Source organism: Olleya sp. KJ81-1, assembly GCF_055808135.1.
In genome coordinates, this window is the sequence record NZ_CM147854.1 from 1,186,867 (window position 1) to 1,200,900 (window position 14,034).

A 14,034-nucleotide genomic window follows, 5' to 3' on the forward strand; every position below is an offset into this window, starting at 1 on the left:
GCTTAGTGTTTTTTAGTGTTTGTTTCTACTTTTAAATCAGGTATTTTAATTAACTCAATAGTTTGAGAAGCTAAAACAACTTTACCATTGGTTGCTTCAATTTCTGTCCTAATTAAATCATTTAATATGTGTTTTGTTATTCTTCGTTTTTTATAATCTACGATATATCTTAAATTAAATTTAATCCAATTATCTGTAAGTGTGGTTGCTAAAGTAGGCTCTACCATTGCATCTTCTATATAATATTTATTAACGACTTCTTTCCATTGATCTTTAGATGCTTTTGTATATTCTGCTAATGTTGTTGTTGCTGCTTTTATAATTATGGATTTTGCTAAATCAATATCAGAACCATAACGTATTGGTAAATTAAACTCGTCCCAAATAAATGGAAAATCTTTAGAGTAGTTATAAACAGGTCCTTTAAAGACAAATGCATTACTTAATTTTACAATTCGGCCTGTATAATTATCGCTTTCTACCCATTGCCCAATTTCCATCATTGTGGTATAAATACTATCTACATCAATGACGTCTCCTTTGATTCCGTTAATTTCTATTCTGTCTCCTGGTTCATACACTTTTACAACAAAAATATACACGGATCCTGCAATGCTTAAAATTAATTCTTGCAGAGTAAATGCTAAACCAGCAGACAATAAACCTAGCGTAACTGTAAAATCTTTAATGCTTCCTGTAAAGTATAAAACTGTAATAAAAGCTAACAGAAAATAACCTATTAGCTCAATCCCTTTTTGAGATTTATATCTAACAGAAGTATTAGCAATATTCTTTTTTAAAAAGCGTCTAATAAATTGTACACAAAGCAATACAAAAACAACTATTACAATATATTTAATTATACTTTGCAATAGTGGATACTCTAAAAACCATTGATTTATTTTCTCCATTATTCAACTATAAATCTTCGTATAATCTTAGTTTATTATTAAGCGATGTTATTTGATTTTGCATGTCCTCTACACGTTGTAATAAATTATAAACTGCATCTAAACCTTCTAAATTTATATTAAGATCAAAGTGTAAACGCATCAATTTTTCAACCTCACTAATTTGTGTTATTTTAATGTAATTATCATTATCTAAAACCACAATTTCAATTAGTTCATAATCTTTTAAATCATTTATAAACGTTGTAGGCACGTTGTAATGCGTACAAAAAGTTGTTATAGAAATTAAATCTGTTACTTCCATAATTATCTTAATTTTTGAAGTTGGGTAAATAAATCTTTCTCTTTATCTGTAAGGTTTGTCGGTGTTTTTATTTGATAGGTTATATATAAATCTCCAAACTGTTCTGCTTTTTTATACTTAGGAAACCCTTTACCTTTTAACTTAACTTTTGTTCCGTTTTGAGTTTCTGGTTTAACCGTTAATTTTACTTTACCATTAAAAGTATCCACCATTAAATCTCCACCTAACATAGCAGTGTATAAGTCTAAATCTACAGTTGTGTAAAGGTTATCTTTATCTCTTTTAAATTTTGAATGATTTTGAATAGAAAACTGAATGTATAAATCACCATTTGGTCCATCATTAACCCCTTTACCTCCATGACCTTTAATTTTAATGGTTTGTCCATTTTCTACTCCAGCAGGAATGGTGATTCTGATGTTTTTATTATTAACAGTAAGTGTGCGTTTATGATCGGTATAAACATCTTTTAAATCTAAATGAAGCTCTGCATTAAAATCTTGACCTCTAAATCTAGTGTTTCTTTGTCTTCCAGATGCTTGACCACCAAACATACTACCAAACATATCTTCAAAATCTTGTTCGCTATAACTACCAGAATTTCCTGCTTGTCCTTGATATGCTCTTTGTTGTTGCTGTTGCTGTTTTGCCTGCTCATAGGCTTCAGCATTTTGCCAATGCGCTCCATATTGATCGTATTTTTTACGATTTTCCGGATTGCTTAATACCTCATTGGCTTCATTAATCTCCTTAAATTTTTTTCAGCTTCTTTATCGTTTGGATTTAAATCTGGATGAAACTTACGCGCTAGTTTTCTGTAGGCTTTTTTATGTCCTTTTCCGAAGCTGTTTTGGCAATACCCAACGTTTTGTAATAATCTATAACTGCCATTTATTTAGTTTTATGATTTTCTATATGGTGTTTAAGCTCCTGTTTTAAGGTGTTTAAATAGTCCTGTAATTCTGGAATATCAATATGTGGATGTTTTTCAGAAGGAATCGTAATTGGTTCTTCCAACAAAAAGGTGTACAATTCGGGATAATTGGTTTCTATATTAGATGTTAATTGTGTGATTTGGGTTAATAGCTCTTGCTTTGTTATCATACCTAACTTATTTAATAACAATAAATTTACTCTTAAATTTACAAGAATAATATGATTAAAATCAGTTTTAAGGCATTAATAATTAGCTAATTATTTGACCATCTTCCATAGTGATTATCCGATCTGTTCGATTTGCAAAATCTGTATCATGTGTTACGATTAATAATGAAAGGTTTTCTTCTACACTTAGTTTTTTAAAAATATTAAACACGTTATCTGCATTATGGCTATCTAAATTACCAGTTGGCTCGTCTCCCATAATTATAGACGGATTATTTATAAGTGCTCTAGCTATTGCTACACGTTGTTTTTCGCCACCAGAAACTTGAGAAGCACGTTTATAAGCTAAATGTTGGATATTTAAAATTCTTAATTTTTCTAGTGCATCTTTTTCAATCTCTTTTAAACTTTTTTCTCCTAATTTTTTAGCTGGAAGCATTACGTTTTCTAGCACTGTAAATTCGGAAAGCAAATAATGAAACTGAAAGACAAAGCCTATATGTTTATTTCTTACATAAGATAATTTATTAGGACTATCACCTGTTAATAAATCGTCATTTAAATATAAATCACCTTCATAGTCTGAATCCATGGTAGACAAAATGTATAATAAGGTAGACTTACCGCAACCAGATTTTCCCATTATGGAAACAAATTCGCCTTCATTAATTTTAAAATTAATATCTTTTAAAACATGAAAAAGCACAGGCTTTTTAAAGTATTTATTTATGTTTTTTGCTTCCAGAACTGTTTTCATAATTATTGACCTCTTATTATTTTAACTGGATCTATTTTTTTAGCTTTTCGGGATGGTAAGTAACCAGCAAAAAAGGTAGATATCATAGCAAATACAATACCTATAATATAAAACCAACCATTAAAATTTATTGGATAAGTATCTACGGTTGGCAAAGCTTCTGTTTTAAACGGAATTGTACTAATTATGTTAGTAAAAACAAATCCTATTAATAGCCCTAAAACACCACCAACCAGACCAATAATCATAGCTTGACTCATAAAAATGTACTGTACATCTTTTCCTGAAAATCCTATGGCTTTTAAAATAGCTATATCATTCATTTTCTCATAAATAAGCATATTTAAAATGTTATAAATACCAAAGCCTGCAACTATTAATAACGTTATTGATACAGCGTAGGTAATTAGGTTTCTAATGGTTGTTCCTGTTTCAAACTGAGCATTTGCTGTGTTAATATCAATAGCAGTTAAATTAAATTGTTGCTCTATTTTTTTGGATAATGGTAAAGCTTTATCAATATCAAAAAGCTTGACATTAATATCTGTAATATAGTTCTCGGCTTCTCCTAAAATCCGTTGGACTGTTTTTAGGTTTACAAAACTTTGGATAGCATCAATATCTGCAACACCACTTTGATAAATTCCAACAATTTTTAAAGGAAAAATATCACCCTTTATTGTACTAACTTGCACTCGGTCTCCTAATTGTAAGGACATTTTTTTTGCTATTCCAGAACCTAATAAAATTCCGTTTTCTGTATTTTTTAGTTTTTCTGGAGCGCCTTCAATAATATAATCTCTAAAGTTAAATAGTCGTGCCTCCTCTACAGGTTGGATACCAGTAATATTACCAGCAATTTCAATGGATCCTGAAATATAAAATATTTGCGTTTTTATTTGCGGAATGGCACTTTTTACGTCTTCCTTTTCATTTAAAAATTTAATAATAGGTAAAGCATTGTGTATTTTTTTCTGACTTAATTTTGGTTTAATAGAATGTACTACGTTAATGCTATTTTTAAAAGCATCGTAAAGCTCTACAGGTTGTTTTTTAGAGGGTTCAATCTCATTATAAACATGAATATGTGGTGTTTGATTTAAAATTAAATCGTCTAACATAGCATTTAAACCTGTCATAAAACTAACTAAAGTTATATACGCTCCAATACCAAAAGTAACACCTAAGGCTGCAATTGCAGTTTGCTTAAATTTTGTTAGCAAATGCGTTTTTGCAATATTTAATATGATGGTCCAGTTTACCATTATTCTGGTTTATAGATGTAGGTTTCTTTAGTAATTCCGTCAATAACCTCCACAAATCCCATGTTTTGTAAACCTGTTTTGATGGTAATTAAACCCTCTGCTGTTTTTACTTGGTTACTATTAATCAGGTAATTTCTTGGAATGGTTAACACGTTTTCTTTTTTAGAGATTACAATATTAGCTTCTCCTGATAGTCCTGGATATAACACTTCGGGAGGATTTACAAAAATGGCTTCGACTTTAAATGTTTGATTACGTTCGTCCTTTTTAGGATATATTTTAGACACCTTACCTTCTAATACTTTTCCTGTGTACGCATCTAGAGTGATTAATACATCTTGATTTTTTACAATTTTTACAATATCCACTTCATCCACTAACATTTCAATAATAAAAGTTGTAGCACTTCCAATAGATGCCACAGGTTCCATGGTATTAACCAACTCGCCAGAGGATTTATAAAGCGCATAAACTTTACCATTTACAGCACTTTTTACTGTAAAATCCTTAGTACTTATTAAAGACGTTTGGTAATTATTTTGCGCTTGTTTTACACTTGTATTTAATTGATTTTTAGTTTGGTAATATTTATTTTTAAGTAATGTTAAAGTATTTTGTGACAGTTGATAGTTAAGTTGTTTTGCATCAAAATCGGCTTTAGAGCCTATATTTTGTGTCCAAAGGTTTTGCTGCCTAAAAAAGTTAATCGAATCGTTTTTATACTTCAAATTTGCTGCTTCAATTTCATCTTTAATCCCTGATAAAATAGCTGCACTCCCATTATAATTTTCCTTTGCTAAATCTAAAGACAGTTTAGCATTTTGTGTATTTAAAACTGGTGCATTATTTATTATTTGAGCTATCGCTTGGCTTTTTTTAACAACATCACCTTCTTCAACAAAATTTTTATCTAAAATACCTGCAACAATAGCATACGCTTGATATAGACTATCCGGTTGTATTGTTACAGACGTGTATACAGATTGGGTTAAATCTTGAGCTATCGGAAACATCTTTTCTGTTTTACTATTGCAAGATAAAAGCAATAAAACAAGACCTATTAATACAAGATTTTTCATATTTTTTTAATTCAATATCTAATTTAGCTAACAGCATTAATTCTGATTTATTACGATTAGAAAAACTACTTGCTACTGCATTTGCTGTTTTTACTATTAATGCTTTTCGTGATTCAGTAAATAGCGTTTTGTTAGTGTTCATAAAATTCAAAAAACTTTTAAAACAGGTGTCTGCATTGTAATCATGATCCCTATGTAACCAACTAAAACTATCAATGATTGTAAATGTATCTTCGGTTAATTTCCATTCCTTTTCTACTGTAAATTTTAAAGCGTTAATTTCATCAACTTCAATTGTCCCATCTATACAAGCAATAGCGTAAAACAACTTACCAAGGTTTTGATAAAATAGTTTCAGGGTATGATCTTCATTTTTCATATTCAAAAATATTACACCGGAAAATTAAGCCGAATCTTTAACTTATTTCATGATATAAATCATCAAAAAGTAGAGCACTCCCACTTTTTTTTGTAATTTTATTTTCATTAATAAATACGCTTAAAACACTGTATGCTTAAAACTAATCAAGATGTTTTTGAAATACTGTCTGAAGCCATATCTGAAGGTATTTTGATAGTGGACGAAAACCAAATTATTATAGCTGTAAACTCGTCCACTGAAGAGATGTTTGGCTATGAAAAAGATGAGTTAAACAACAAACCACTAGAAACTTTAATACCTAAGACCTACCATAAAGGTCATGGACAGCATTTTAATAATTATTATAAAAACAGCGAAAAACGTACCATGGGTAAAGGACGCGCACTTTTTGCTGCAAGAAAAGATGGCAGTACTTTTCCTGTTGAAGTTGGTTTAAATCCATTTAATGTCTCTGAAAAAAAATATGTAATGGCATTGGCTATTGATATTACAGAACGTAAAAATTATACCGATAAACTTGAAAAAACAGTTATCGAACGCACAAAACAACTTACCGAAGCTTTAGCTACAGAAAAGGAATTAAATGATTTAAAAACAAAGTTTCTATCTCTTGTTTCACATGAGTTTAAAACACCTTTAACCGGAATTTTAACCTCGTCTATGCTACTAAGCAAATACAAATTAGCAGAACAACAAGATAAACGAGACAAGCATATAAATACCATTAATAGTAAAGTACACTACCTTAATAATATTTTAAATGACTTTTTATCTGTAGAAAAACTTGAATCTGGAAAAGTAAATTATAGGTTTACAGAGTTTAGATTAAGTAAGGTTATAAATGAAGTTATTTATAATGCGAATATGCTTTTAAAAGAAGGTCAAAAAATAAATTATCCAGAAGATATTGATGATATGTCACTAATTCAAGATGAGAAAACTTTGGAATTAGCATTGTCTAATCTAGTGCATAATGCAATTAAATATTCGCCAGAAAATACTACCATTCAGTTAAAAGTAAAACAAGATCCAATCAATACAACTTTTATAATTATTGATAACGGAATTGGAATTCCAGAAAACGATCAAAAAAACATTTTTAATCGTTATTTTAGGGCTGAAAATGCGTTGTTAAATCAAGGCACAGGAATAGGATTAAATATTGTGAAAACACATTTAGAAAACCTAGGAGGAACGATAGGTTTTAAAAGTGAAGAAAATATAGGTTCCACATTTACCATTACCATACCAAACCAACCAAACTAATGAAAACCATACTTTTAATTGAAGATGACGCTGTTTTAAGAGAAAACACTAAAGAACTTTTAGAGCTTTCTGACTACCACGTGACTACTGCATCAAACGGAAGATTAGGATTAGAAGCTGCAATAACAACCACACCAGACATTATTATCTGCGATATAATGATGCCAGAACTAGATGGATATGGTGTATTAGATGGCTTGTCTAAGCAAGAAAAAACAATGCACATTCCTTTTATTTTTTTAAGTGCAAAAACCGAAAGACAAGATGTAAGAAAAGGTATGGATTTAGGTGCAGATGACTATATTACAAAACCCTTTGAAGAGGATGAAATAATAAGCGCTATAGAAAGTAGATTAGCTAAAGCTGCTATTTTAAAAGATCGTCGTGAAGCCCAAAACCCTGAATCAGATAAAACAGATACGCTTAGAAATTTAAATGACTTAAAAAACTTTTTTGATGATAATGGAGACCTGTTTGATTATGGTAAAGATGAGCAGATTTACAAAGAAGGTCAAAACTCTAACTACGTTTATTTAATACTTAAAGGTATAGTAAAATGCCATAAATTAGACGAAAAAGGAAAAGAGCTGACCACTGCTTTACATAAAGAAGATGACTTGTTTGGCTATACCTCTTTTACACAAAACATACCATATCAAGAAACCGCAACAACTATAAGTGAAACATCATTAGTTGGGCTTTCAAAAAACGAATTAACCAATATTTTAAATACCAATCATAAATTAACTTTAGAGTTAATACAATTACTTACAGATGATATTTCTGGTGTAAAAAATCAATTATTAGAAATGGCTTACAGTTCTGTTTACAAAAAAACAGCAACTACAATTTTAAAATTTGCGGACAAATTAAATTGCAAACCTAAAGAGCCCATTAAAATTTCTAGAAACGATTTAGCAAGTGTAGCTGGAATAGCAACAGAGACCTTAATTAGGACTATTTCATCCTTTAAAAAACAAGGATTAATAGAAATTGAAGGTCGAAACATTAAAATTATTGATATCGAAAAACTTAAAGAAGTTAACTAATAGCCTTATTAAATAAAGGGTATATGATTTTTATCATTTTTTAAAACAAGTGTTACGCATAGATTTGTTTTTAATAAGATAAAAATTAAATGAAATCTATATTATTACCTACAGATTTTTCAAAAAACTCTTGGAACGCTATTGAATATGCAATTAAGTTTTGTGCAAACACACCATGTACATTCTATTTAATGCATGTCAATAGATTAGCAGAAGTTTCTGTGGACACAATGGATTACAACATTAATACTGCTGTTATTGAAGAGACGTATACTGCTACTGCTAAAAAACAATTAACCGCATTTTTAAAAAAAATAGCTAATCAATATCCAAATAACCCAAATCATGCTTTTTATACTATAAACGAAGTCGATTTTTTTATAGACGCTGTTAGAAAACAAGTTTTAGAAAAAAGATAGACCTTATAGTTATGGGTACAAAAGGAGCTTCCGGATTACAAAAGCTAATCCTAGGTAGCAACTCCGCAGATATTATTACCAAAGTAAAATGCAATACTTTAGTGGTACCTGAAAACGCAACCTTTAAAACTCTCAGTCAGATTGCATTTCCTACAGATTTTCTACAATTTTACGGTATAACAACATTACAACCTGTTGTAGATATTTTAGAAAAATTTAATGCAGCATTAAGAGTACTTCATATTACAAAGAAAAACTCTGTATTAAATAATGATCAAAAAAAGAATAAAGAGTTTGTTTCAGATTACTTTAGTGCTAACAAGCATAGTTTTCATTACCTTACTAACACAAAAATTGAAGCTGCAATACAATCCTTTGTACAAGAAAATTCCATTGATATGATTGCTATGGTAGCTAAAAATCTAAACTATTTTCAACAAATACTTTTTCATAGTAAAGTTGAAGACATTAGCTATCAAACAGATGTACCCTTTTTAGTGCTTCACGAATAATTTAAAAGATGAATATAGGCTTAGTTCTTTCTGGTGGTGGTATGCGAGGTGCTGCACATATTGGTGCAATTAAAGCATTAGAAGAACACAATATTTTCCCTACACATATTGCAGGTACAAGCGCAGGAGCTATAATTGGTTCATTATATGCATATGGCTTTTCGTGCCAACAAATGATGGAATTTTTAAAAACTACCCAACTTTTTAACTACAAAAAATTTGCTATTAGTAAACCTGGTTTTATTGATGCCGAAAAATATTATAACTACTTTAAAAAACAGTTTCCAGAGGATAATTTTAAAGCATTAAACAAACAGCTTTTTATAACTGCTACAAATATTTTAAGTGGTGATTTAGAAGTATTTAATGAAGGTGAATTAATTAAACCTGTTTTAGCATCGGCAGCTTTTCCTGGATTATTTTCTCCAATAAAAATGAAACAGGGCTTGTACGTCGATGGTGGTGTACTTAACAACTTTCCTGTGGACGTGCTACAAAAAGAATGCGATCAAATTATTGGCGTTTATTTAAATTTATATAACACAAAAACAGAAGCGCAATTAAAACATTTTCATAATATTATTGAGCGTTCCATTACATTAGGTGCTGTAAAAACAGATATGGAAAAGTTTTCAAATTGTGATATTTTAATAGCACCTCAAGCACTAAGTCAATTTGCACTTTTTGACAAAAAAATATAGATGCTATTTATAAAATTGGTTACGATAGTATGAAAGACGTCTTAAAAAACCAAATATCAAAGACTTAAAATATATTCCGTTAAGCAATAAAATGCACACCTCTTATTATGACAAGCAATTCCGTATCTTTGTCATATAAAGGCTTGACATGAAACTGAACATAAAAAACACATTTACTACACAACTTCCAGCAGACCCAATTACAGACAATAGTAGACGTCAAGTCACTAAAGCCTGTTATAGTTTTGTGACTCCTAAACAGACTGCAAAACCAGAGTTAATCCATGTCTCTCCAGAGATGTTGGACACCTTAGGTTTGTCAGAAAACGATGCTAAAACAAAACAGTTTTTAAATGTGTTTACAGGTAATAACGTGTTTGAAGGCACAACGCCATATGCGATGTGTTATGGTGGGCACCAATTTGGACATTGGGCCGGACAATTAGGCGATGGACGTGCTATTAATTTATTTGAAGTCGAACACAATAATAAAAACTGGAAACTACAATTAAAAGGAGCTGGTGAAACTCCGTATTCTAGAACAGCAGATGGTTTAGCTGTTTTGCGAAGCTCAGTCAGAGAGTATTTATGTAGCGAAGCCATGTATCATTTAGGTGTACCAACTACACGCGCTTTAAGCTTAGCATTATCAGGAGACCAAGTATTACGTGACGTCATGTATAATGGTAATCCTGCTTACGAAAAAGGCGCAATTGTGTCCCGAATTTCACCAAGCTTTTTACGTTTTGGAAGTTTTGAGATTTTAGCCTCAAGACAGGATACAGAAACCTTAAAAACACTAGTAGACTATACTATAAAAAATCATTTTTCGCATTTAGGCACACCAAACAAACAAGCTTACGTTCAGTTTTTTAATGACGTAGCCATGCGTAGTTTAGACATGGTTATCCATTGGCAACGTGTTGGTTTTGTGCATGGTGTTATGAATACCGATAACTTATCAATCCTAGGTTTAACCATAGATTACGGACCATACGGTTGGTTAGAAGGTTTTGAGCCTGGATGGACGCCAAATACGACAGACAATCAAAACAAACGCTACCAATATGGATCACAACCAGATATTGTCCTTTGGAATTTATACCAATTAGCAAATGCGTTATATCCATTAATTGAAGAGGCAGAAGGTTTAGAAGCAGTACTAGCAAATTATGCCGAGCAAAAAGACATGCAATACCTGCAAATGATGCGTAGTAAAATTGGATTGTCATCCGAAGAACAATTAGACGCCAACCTGATTCAAGAATTAGAAGATTGTCTGCAACGAACAGAAACAGATATGACTATCTTTTTCCGTAATCTATCAGATTTTGATGGTGCAAATCCGACTAATGGATTACAAATTATTCGTGATTCTTTTTACGACATAAAATCTGTAACAGAAGCTGTAAAAGACAGATGGAATTTATGGTTTGATAGTTATGCAGACCGTTTGGAACGCGACCCAATTTCAGCGAAAGCGAAAAAAGAAAACATGAACAGCGTAAACCCAAAATACGTTTTACGTAATTACATGGCGCAATTAGCAATAGACGATGCTAACAAAGGTGATTACAAGCTTATTGATGACTTATTCAACTTATTAAAACAACCTTACGCAGAGCAGCCAAAACACGAAAAATGGTTTGCAAAACGACCAGAATGGGCTAGACACAAGGTTGGTTGCTCCATGTTATCTTGTAGCTCTTAGTTTTATAAATATATTATGTTTAACGCTTCTTTCTTCCTGCTTTTTTACAAAGCAGAAATTCATTTTCCTCTAAAAAAAATGAGAAAAACAAAAAAAGAATAGAGTAACGATATTACAAAAGCAATAACAAAAGCTAAAACTATAACCAAAAACAAAATAGCAAACAGCTCCTCTCTTTAGCTAAAGAGAGGTGGTTTTTACTTCAGAAAAAATCGGAGAGTTTGACCTAAAACGCGCAGCAGTTTTAAAACAACAAAAAATAAACACAAATAACAATCTAACTCCTCTTTCTTCCTGCTTTTTTTCAAAGCAGAAATTCATTCTCCTCTTAAAATAAGAGGAGAGCTAAATAAAAAAAGAAAACAATGAACAATAAAATAGCATTTGGAGGTGGTTGTCATTGGTGTACAGAAGCAGTATTTCAAGCCTTAAAAGGTGTAAATAAAGTCGACCAAGGTTTTATAGCTTCAACCAAAAGTAACACAACTTTCTCAGAAGCTGTTATTGTTCATTTTGATTCGGAAATAATTACACTTGATATCTTAATTCAAATACATTTATACACGCATAAAAGTAGCTCTAACCATTCAATGCGGACAAAATACAGATCGGCTATCTATTATTTTTCAGAAGCTCAAAAAGAAGCTACTTCCCTACTTCTAATTAAGTTACAATCAGAATTTGATACACCACTAATTACCAAAACACTTCCTTTTAAAGACTTTAAACCGTCAGAAATTCAATTTAAAAACTACTATAAAAACAATCCAAATAAACCGTTTTGTAAAACTTATATTAATCCAAAACTTAAGTTATTACAACAAAAGTTTAGCAAACATTTAACGGATAACATACAGCGTAAATCTATTAAATAATAGCTATTTAGTATCTTTGTTAAAAAAGAAAAAGAATGTCAGACACTAAAAAACCTGATAATATTGTTTTTAATCCAGAGACACAAAAATACGATGCGTCCTTAAAACCGTATGCAACAAACGTTGGTGCGCCTGCCATAAAAGTAACAGAAAACGTTACCTGGAAAAACAAAAACGTACACAAAGCCAATAAGCAAATTAAAGCCAAGTATTTAGAGTTAAAAGCCGAATACGAAAAAATGATGGCAGAACTAGAATATAATAATCTAGTTTATAATGCTAAGTTTAGTTTTCAGCCCATAATTGGCGACACGTATCATTTATATAGAGATAAAAAAGGACAACCCTTTTTATCCATTATTGCTCCAGAGCAATGCAATTTTGACTTTATTGGCAGTTTTTATTTAAACTCGGAACACATTTGGAAAAGAACCGACGAAGAAGCTACAAACAACGACTTAATTGATAATGAGTAATCTACACATCATAAGTTTACTCTTTGATTTTGGATTAGTCGTATTAATTTGGATGGTACAACTTATAATTTATCCAAGCTTTAAATACTATAATCAAGAAGCGCTTTTAAAATGGCATGCCAAATACACGGTAAGAATCGCCAGTATTGTCATACCGTTAATGTTTGGACAGCTAATACTGTATTTATATCTAGTATTTACGCAACCCAACACCTCTATTTATATTAGAAGTGCTTTAACTATTAGTGCTTGGATAGCCACTTTTGCAATATTTGTTCCGTTACACAACACAATTAACAACGGGAAAAGTACAGAAAAAACACTACAAGATTTAGTATCCAAAAACTGGATCAGAACAGCAATTTGGACATTATTATTTATAATTAACCTAATTACAATAGCAAAATAAAAAGCATAAAAAATCCCAAGTATAACACATGGGATTTTTTTTATGGTAATAAATAGCAACAAAAATGCCCACTATTTAATAAGTCCTAAAACTAGTTTCCTTTTTTGTAATCTTCTAAAAACTTAGCTAAACCACTGTCCGTTAAAGGATGTCTTAATAACCCTTCAATAGAGCTTAAAGGTCCTGTCATAACATCAGCACCTAATTTAGCACAGTCAATAACGTGCATTGTGTGACGTACAGATGCAGCTAAAATTTCAGTTTCAAAAGCATAGTTATCATAGATATGTCTAATCTCAGCAATCAAGTTTAAACCATCCGTAGAGATATCGTCCAAACGTCCAATAAACGGAGACACGTAAGTTGCTCCAGCCTTAGCAGCTAATAATGCTTGACCAGGAGAAAATACTAACGTTACATTAGTTTTAATACCTTTATCGCTAAAATATTTACAAGCCTTAATACCATCCTTAATCATTGGTAATTTAACCACGATTTGATCATGTAATTCCACAAGTGCCTCACCTTCTCTAACCATACCTTCAAAGTCAGTAGATATTACTTCCGCACTAACATCACCATCCACAATATTGCAAATGTCAACATAATGCTTCATAATATTATCATGTCCAGTAATCCCTTCTTTAGCCATTAAAGACGGGTTAGTTGTAACACCATCTAAAATACCCATATCCTGAGCGTCTCTAATTTGGTCTAAATTGGCAGTATCAATAAAAAATTTCATTTAAAAAATATTTAAGTTGTGTATATTTAATTATTTGGGCGTTACCACAAGGGTCAGGCTGTCCGTTAT

Annotated in this window: 17 protein-coding genes and 1 pseudogene; 9 read left to right on the plus strand and 9 right to left on the minus strand. The window is 31.0% G+C overall.

Annotation, left to right across the window (positions count from 1 at the left end; all coding sequences use genetic code 11):
• Positions 1 to 2 precede the first annotated feature (2 nt).
• The 8 genes and pseudogenes from AC0L3M_RS05565 to AC0L3M_RS05600 all read right to left on the minus strand — a co-directional run bounded on the left by AC0L3M_RS05565 (position 3) and on the right by AC0L3M_RS05600 (position 5,799).
• The gene (locus AC0L3M_RS05565; protein WP_473432137.1) at positions 3 to 911 is read right to left on the minus strand and encodes a mechanosensitive ion channel family protein; all 909 of its coding nucleotides are present in this window, start codon (positions 909 to 911) and stop codon (positions 3 to 5) included.
• A 7-nt stretch (positions 912 to 918) separates the two neighbouring features.
• A complete protein-coding gene (locus AC0L3M_RS05570) occupies positions 919 to 1,215 on the minus strand; it encodes a chaperone modulator CbpM (RefSeq protein WP_473432138.1) in 297 nt (98 codons plus the stop codon).
• A gap of 2 nt (positions 1,216 to 1,217) precedes the next feature.
• A pseudogene (locus AC0L3M_RS05575) lies at positions 1,218 to 2,106 on the minus strand (DnaJ C-terminal domain-containing protein).
• Entirely contained in the window at positions 2,107 to 2,319 is a 213-nt protein-coding gene (locus tag AC0L3M_RS05580) for a hypothetical protein (protein WP_473432139.1), read from the minus strand.
• An 82-nt stretch (positions 2,320 to 2,401) separates the two neighbouring features.
• The gene (locus AC0L3M_RS05585; protein WP_339809397.1) at positions 2,402 to 3,076 is read right to left on the minus strand and encodes an ABC transporter ATP-binding protein; all 675 of its coding nucleotides are present in this window, start codon (positions 3,074 to 3,076) and stop codon (positions 2,402 to 2,404) included.
• 2 nt (positions 3,077 to 3,078) lie between these two features.
• Entirely contained in the window at positions 3,079 to 4,341 is a 1,263-nt protein-coding gene (locus AC0L3M_RS05590) for an ABC transporter permease (protein ID WP_473432140.1), read from the minus strand.
• The gene (locus tag AC0L3M_RS05595) at positions 4,341 to 5,420 is read right to left on the minus strand and encodes an efflux RND transporter periplasmic adaptor subunit (protein WP_473432141.1); all 1,080 of its coding nucleotides are present in this window, start codon (positions 5,418 to 5,420) and stop codon (positions 4,341 to 4,343) included. Before AC0L3M_RS05595 ends, AC0L3M_RS05590 begins: the two co-directional genes overlap by 1 nt.
• Positions 5,368 to 5,799 (minus strand): hypothetical protein, encoded by a 432-nt coding sequence (locus AC0L3M_RS05600; RefSeq protein ID WP_473432142.1) that lies wholly within the window; start codon positions 5,797 to 5,799, stop codon positions 5,368 to 5,370. The genes AC0L3M_RS05595 and AC0L3M_RS05600 overlap by 53 nt, the downstream gene beginning before the upstream one ends.
• Positions 5,800 to 5,931: 132 nt before the next feature.
• Between AC0L3M_RS05600 and AC0L3M_RS05605 the strand changes: the two genes are divergently transcribed.
• From AC0L3M_RS05605 to AC0L3M_RS05645, 9 genes are all read left to right on the plus strand, one after another.
• Entirely contained in the window at positions 5,932 to 7,068 is a 1,137-nt protein-coding gene (locus AC0L3M_RS05605; RefSeq protein WP_473432143.1) for a PAS domain-containing sensor histidine kinase, read from the plus strand.
• Entirely contained in the window at positions 7,068 to 8,117 is a 1,050-nt protein-coding gene (locus AC0L3M_RS05610; protein ID WP_473432144.1) for a response regulator, read from the plus strand. Before AC0L3M_RS05605 ends, AC0L3M_RS05610 begins: the two co-directional genes overlap by 1 nt.
• A gap of 89 nt (positions 8,118 to 8,206) precedes the next feature.
• Positions 8,207 to 8,536, plus strand: coding sequence for a universal stress protein (locus AC0L3M_RS05615; protein WP_473432145.1), 330 nt, complete (start codon positions 8,207 to 8,209; stop codon positions 8,534 to 8,536).
• An 11-nt stretch (positions 8,537 to 8,547) separates the two neighbouring features.
• Positions 8,548 to 9,048, plus strand: a complete 501-nt coding sequence (locus AC0L3M_RS05620) for a universal stress protein (protein WP_473432146.1) — start codon at positions 8,548 to 8,550, stop codon at positions 9,046 to 9,048.
• 8 nt (positions 9,049 to 9,056) lie between these two features.
• A complete protein-coding gene (locus tag AC0L3M_RS05625; RefSeq protein WP_473432147.1) occupies positions 9,057 to 9,749 on the plus strand; it encodes a patatin-like phospholipase family protein in 693 nt (230 codons plus the stop codon).
• Positions 9,750 to 9,897: 148 nt separating this feature from the next.
• A complete protein-coding gene (locus AC0L3M_RS05630; protein ID WP_473432148.1) occupies positions 9,898 to 11,460 on the plus strand; it encodes a protein adenylyltransferase SelO in 1,563 nt (520 codons plus the stop codon).
• 365 nt (positions 11,461 to 11,825) lie between these two features.
• Positions 11,826 to 12,335 (plus strand): peptide-methionine (S)-S-oxide reductase, encoded by a 510-nt coding sequence (locus tag AC0L3M_RS05635; RefSeq protein ID WP_473432149.1) that lies wholly within the window; start codon positions 11,826 to 11,828, stop codon positions 12,333 to 12,335.
• Between the two features lie 35 nt (positions 12,336 to 12,370).
• The gene (locus tag AC0L3M_RS05640; RefSeq protein ID WP_473432150.1) at positions 12,371 to 12,811 is read left to right on the plus strand and encodes a DUF2452 domain-containing protein; all 441 of its coding nucleotides are present in this window, start codon (positions 12,371 to 12,373) and stop codon (positions 12,809 to 12,811) included.
• A complete protein-coding gene (locus AC0L3M_RS05645; protein WP_473432151.1) occupies positions 12,804 to 13,220 on the plus strand; it encodes a hypothetical protein in 417 nt (138 codons plus the stop codon). Before AC0L3M_RS05640 ends, AC0L3M_RS05645 begins: the two co-directional genes overlap by 8 nt.
• Positions 13,221 to 13,311: 91 nt before the next feature.
• On the opposite strand, the gene fsa is transcribed toward AC0L3M_RS05645, so the two are convergent.
• Positions 13,312 to 13,965 (minus strand): fructose-6-phosphate aldolase, encoded by a 654-nt coding sequence (fsa, locus tag AC0L3M_RS05650; RefSeq protein ID WP_473432152.1) that lies wholly within the window; start codon positions 13,963 to 13,965, stop codon positions 13,312 to 13,314.
• Between the last annotated feature and the right edge of the window lie 69 nt (positions 13,966 to 14,034).

Bases quoted from the DNA above. Each gene is read 5' to 3' on its own strand.
- AC0L3M_RS05565 (WP_473432137.1), bottom strand. From the start codon at position 911: ATGGAGAAAATAAATCAATGGTTTTTAGAGTATCCACTATTGCAAAGT.
- AC0L3M_RS05570 (WP_473432138.1), bottom strand. From the start codon at position 1,215: ATGGAAGTAACAGATTTAATTTCTATAACAACTTTTTGTACGCATTAC.
- AC0L3M_RS05580 (WP_473432139.1), bottom strand. From the start codon at position 2,319: ATGATAACAAAGCAAGAGCTATTAACCCAAATCACACAATTAACATCT.
- AC0L3M_RS05585 (WP_339809397.1), bottom strand. From the start codon at position 3,076: ATGAAAACAGTTCTGGAAGCAAAAAACATAAATAAATACTTTAAAAAG.
- AC0L3M_RS05590 (WP_473432140.1), bottom strand. From the start codon at position 4,341: ATGGTAAACTGGACCATCATATTAAATATTGCAAAAACGCATTTGCTA.
- AC0L3M_RS05595 (WP_473432141.1), bottom strand. From the start codon at position 5,420: ATGAAAAATCTTGTATTAATAGGTCTTGTTTTATTGCTTTTATCTTGC.
- AC0L3M_RS05600 (WP_473432142.1), bottom strand. From the start codon at position 5,799: ATGAAAAATGAAGATCATACCCTGAAACTATTTTATCAAAACCTTGGT.
- AC0L3M_RS05605 (WP_473432143.1), top strand. From the start codon at position 5,932: ATGCTTAAAACTAATCAAGATGTTTTTGAAATACTGTCTGAAGCCATA.
- AC0L3M_RS05610 (WP_473432144.1), top strand. From the start codon at position 7,068: ATGAAAACCATACTTTTAATTGAAGATGACGCTGTTTTAAGAGAAAAC.
- AC0L3M_RS05615 (WP_473432145.1), top strand. From the start codon at position 8,207: ATGAAATCTATATTATTACCTACAGATTTTTCAAAAAACTCTTGGAAC.
- AC0L3M_RS05620 (WP_473432146.1), top strand. From the start codon at position 8,548: ATGGGTACAAAAGGAGCTTCCGGATTACAAAAGCTAATCCTAGGTAGC.
- AC0L3M_RS05625 (WP_473432147.1), top strand. From the start codon at position 9,057: ATGAATATAGGCTTAGTTCTTTCTGGTGGTGGTATGCGAGGTGCTGCA.
- AC0L3M_RS05630 (WP_473432148.1), top strand. From the start codon at position 9,898: ATGAAACTGAACATAAAAAACACATTTACTACACAACTTCCAGCAGAC.
- AC0L3M_RS05635 (WP_473432149.1), top strand. From the start codon at position 11,826: ATGAACAATAAAATAGCATTTGGAGGTGGTTGTCATTGGTGTACAGAA.
- AC0L3M_RS05640 (WP_473432150.1), top strand. From the start codon at position 12,371: ATGTCAGACACTAAAAAACCTGATAATATTGTTTTTAATCCAGAGACA.
- AC0L3M_RS05645 (WP_473432151.1), top strand. From the start codon at position 12,804: ATGAGTAATCTACACATCATAAGTTTACTCTTTGATTTTGGATTAGTC.
- fsa (WP_473432152.1), bottom strand. From the start codon at position 13,965: ATGAAATTTTTTATTGATACTGCCAATTTAGACCAAATTAGAGACGCT.